This window comes from Desertihabitans aurantiacus, assembly GCF_003344635.1.
GTDB classification, from domain to species: domain Bacteria; phylum Actinomycetota; class Actinomycetes; order Propionibacteriales; family Propionibacteriaceae; genus Desertihabitans; species Desertihabitans aurantiacus.
The window spans coordinates 1-3,524 of record NZ_QPKK01000330.1; the positions used below are offsets into that span (position 1 = coordinate 1).

Genomic DNA, 3,524 nt, shown 5'->3' on the forward strand with positions numbered 1-3,524 from the left:
CGCCGGAACCGCTCCCGCGCCGCGGCCACGGCGCGGGCGGCCTCACGGCGGCGCGCCAACGCGTCGGGGTCGAGCGGGGCCGGCCAGGGCACCGGGGTCGCCTCGACCGTGAGCGGGTTGACCGCCCCGGGCTCGGGGTCGGGGGCCACGTGCAGCAGCCGCCCCTGCCGCTCGGCCTCGGCGCGGATCGCGGTGAAGTAGGTCGAGGGCCTCCGCGGCTTCTGCACCCCCTCCCGCCAGCGGTGCACCGAGCCGACCAGCACCCGCTTGGCCCGGGTCGCGGCCACGTAGGCCAGCCGGTCCTCGGCCTTGAGCGTCTCGGCCTTGAGGTCCTGGGCATAGCTGGTGAAGGCGGCGTTGCTGACCTCCTCCAGCTGCGGGATCGCGTCGGCGTCGCCCCGCAGCTCGGCGGGCACCACGGCCGGGTTGGTCACCCAGTTGTCGGTGACCCGGTCGCTGGGGAAGACCCCCTCCACCAGTGCGGGCAGGTACACCTGGCTCCACTCCAGCCCCTTGGCGCGGTGCACGGTGAGCAGCTTGACCGCGTCGGCGTCCGAGGGCACCGCCTGGTCCAGCCCGGTGCCCTGCTCCAGCTCGGCCCGCAGGTAGGCCAGCAGCCCGCTGAGCGAGGCGTCCCCGTCGACGTCGACGTAGCCGGCGACCGCGTCGAGGAAGGCGGCCAGCTGGTTGCGCCGCTGGGAGCGGTCCAGCTCGGGGGTGGCGACCAGCTCGACGTCGAGCCCGAGCGCGCCCACCACCCGCCGGGTGAGGTCGAGGACCGGCTCGTCGACGTGGGCGCGCAGCGCCGCCAGCTCGCCGGCCAGCCGCGCGAACCGCTGCCGCGCCTCCTCCGAGTACGGGCCGTCCCCGGGGTCGGCCAGGGCGTCGGCGAGGCTGGTGATCTCGGTCGGGTCGACCTCGGCGACCGCCTCGTCCAGCGCGTCCAGCACGGCGTCCACCCCGGTGCCGCCCGGCCGGCCCGCCCGCTCGGTGGACAGCTCCTGGGCCCGCGCCCCCAGCAGGGCCAGGTCGCGGGCGCCGATCCGCCACCGCGGGCCGGTGAGCAGCCGCACCAGGTCGGGGTTGGCGGTGACGTCGTCCAGCACCGCCAGGGTGCTCACCACGTCGGCCACCTCCGGCAGCGTCAGCAACCCGCCGAGACCGACCACCTCCGCCGGCACGTCCCGGCTGGTCAGCTCGCCGTAGAGCGCGGCGATGTCGGCGTTGCGCCGGGTCAGCACGGCGATGTCGGACCAGGCCGCCACCTCCTCGGCCTCCCGTGCGGCCACCACCTGCTCGGCGATCCAGGACACCTCCTCCGGCCAGGTGTCGAAGGTGGCGGCCCGCACCTGGCCCGCTCCCGCGCTCTCCGGCGCCCGCAGGATGGTGTCGGTCAGGTCGACGCGGGTGTCGCCGCTGCGCAGCGGGACGGCCAGCACGTTGGCCACGTCGAGGATCGTCTGCCCCGAGCGCCGGTTCACCGTCAGCGCGAACGACCGCGCCGGCCGGTCGTCGCGGGTGCGGAAGGTGTCGGCGAAGGCGGTGATGTTGCTGGCCGCCGCCCCCCGCCAGCCGTAGATGGCCTGGAACGGGTCGCCGACCGCGGTCACCGGGTGCCCGCGGCCGTCGGCGGCGTCGGTGCCGGAGAACAGCCCGTGCAGCAGCCGCGCCTGGGCCGAGGAGGTGTCCTGGTACTCATCCAGCAGCACCACCCGGTACTGGGAGCGCAGCTGCTCCGACACCTCGGGCACCTCCGCGGCCAGCCGGGCAGCGACCGCCATCTGGTCGGCGAACTCGACCACCCCGAGCCGCTCCTTGAGCGCCTGGTAGTCACGGACCAGGCTGGCCAGCTCGAGCCGCTCCTCCAGCCGCACCCCGGCGGCGCGCACCGCCGCGTAGGGACGTCCGCCGCGGGCCAGCGGGGCCTCGGCCAGCGCCAGCCGCGTCTCGCGGGCGTGGGCGTCCAGGTCGGAGGCCTCGACCAGGTGCGAGCGCATCTCCGCGTCCAGCCGCAGCACCCGGTCGGTGACGGTGCCGGGGCGGAACCGGCTGATCTGCTCGAACGGCCCGGCCGCCGCGCGCACCACCCGGGAGGCGAGCCGGTAGCGGGTGGCGCCGGTGATCATGGTCGGCTCGGACTCCACCCCGATCCGCAGGCCGTGCTCCGACACCAGCCGGGCGGCGAAGGCGTCGTAGGTCATGATCACCTGCTCACCGGCCTCGTCCACGCCGCTGGTGTCGAGCACCCCGGCACGCGACAGCGCGGCCCGCACCCGGGTGGACAGCTCGGCCGCGGCCTTGCGGGTGAAGGTGAGCCCGAGCACCTGCTCGGGCCGGACCTCTCCGGTGCCGACCAGCCAGACCACCCGCGCCGCCATCACGGTGGTCTTGCCCGACCCGGCCCCGGCGATGATGACGCCGGGCTCCAGCGGCGCGGTGACCGCCTCCAGCTGCTGGTCGGAGAAGGCGATCCCCAGCGCCTCGCAGAGGTCGTCGGGCCCGCTCAGCCGGCGCGGGGTCAGCGCCCGGGGAGCGGGGGTGCCCAGCAGGGTCACCGGACCACCTGCCCGCCCCGGCTGACCGCCGGGCAGCTCGCGGTGAACGCGCACCAGCGGCACGACTCCCCCACCTGGGCGTCGAACCGTTCGGCGCGCACCAGGGCGGCGGCCTGCGCCAGCCGGCCGTGCACCCAGGTCGGCCACGGCTGCGGCCCGGAGCCGGGCGGGTGCGGCTGCTCGTCCAGCGAGGGCTGGGAGACCACCACCGGGTACGGCTCGCCGTCGCCGTCCTGCTGGCGCAGGAACACCAGCTCCGCCCCGGCCAGCGCCCGGGTCGGGGCGACGGCGTCGAAGGCGCCGTGCTGGGCGGCCAGCTGGTAGACGCCGAGCTGGTCCATCGAGGCCACCTCGGCCGGGCGCACCGCGCGGCGGGAGGTCTTGAAGTCGACCACCTGCAGCCGGCCGTCGGCGGTGAGCTCGAGCCGGTCGACCGAACCGGTCAGCACCACCCGCTCCGCCCCGACCGGCACCTCGACCTCGAAGCCGACCTCGGTGCCGAGCAGCGTGCGGGTGGTGGCGCGGCCGGCCCAGCCGAAGTAGCGCTCCAGCGCCAGCTCGGCCTCCAGCCGCTCCCCGGCCTCCATCCACTTGGCGTCGAAGCCGATCTGGCTCCAGACCCGGTCCAGCTGGGCGCTGACGTCGGTGGCCCCGATCGTCTCCCGGGCGGCGTGCTCGACCAGGACGTGCACCACCGAGCCCACGCTGGCGGCCGTCCCGCGTCCCGGCTCGGCGCGGGCCCGCCGGGTGAGGAACCACTGCCGCGGGCACTCCAGCAGCGCCGCCAGCGAGCTGCCCGAGACCCGCACCGGCGCGGTCTGCGCCGCCACCGGCCGCTCGGCCCGGGTGAGCTCGTCCATCCCCCACCAGCGGCCGGGCTCGGCGGTGGCGGCCACCGGACGCCCGTCGTCGTCGGTGGCGTCGGCCAGCCGGGCCAGCCGGACGGCGGCCGCCTCGCGCAGCGCGGGC

At 76.6% G+C, this 3,524-nt stretch carries 2 protein-coding genes; both read right to left on the bottom strand.

Annotated elements, in window-relative coordinates; all coding sequences use genetic code 11:
- Nucleotides 1-2,555, bottom strand: a 2,555-nt coding sequence (locus DVA66_RS18310; protein WP_198671928.1) for an ATP-dependent helicase, incomplete at its 3' end; no start/stop codon positions are given.
- A partial coding sequence (locus DVA66_RS18315) for a RecB family exonuclease (RefSeq protein WP_157974119.1) occupies nucleotides 2,552-3,524 on the bottom strand: 973 nt, incomplete at its 5' end. The genes DVA66_RS18315 and DVA66_RS18310, both read right to left, overlap by 4 nt.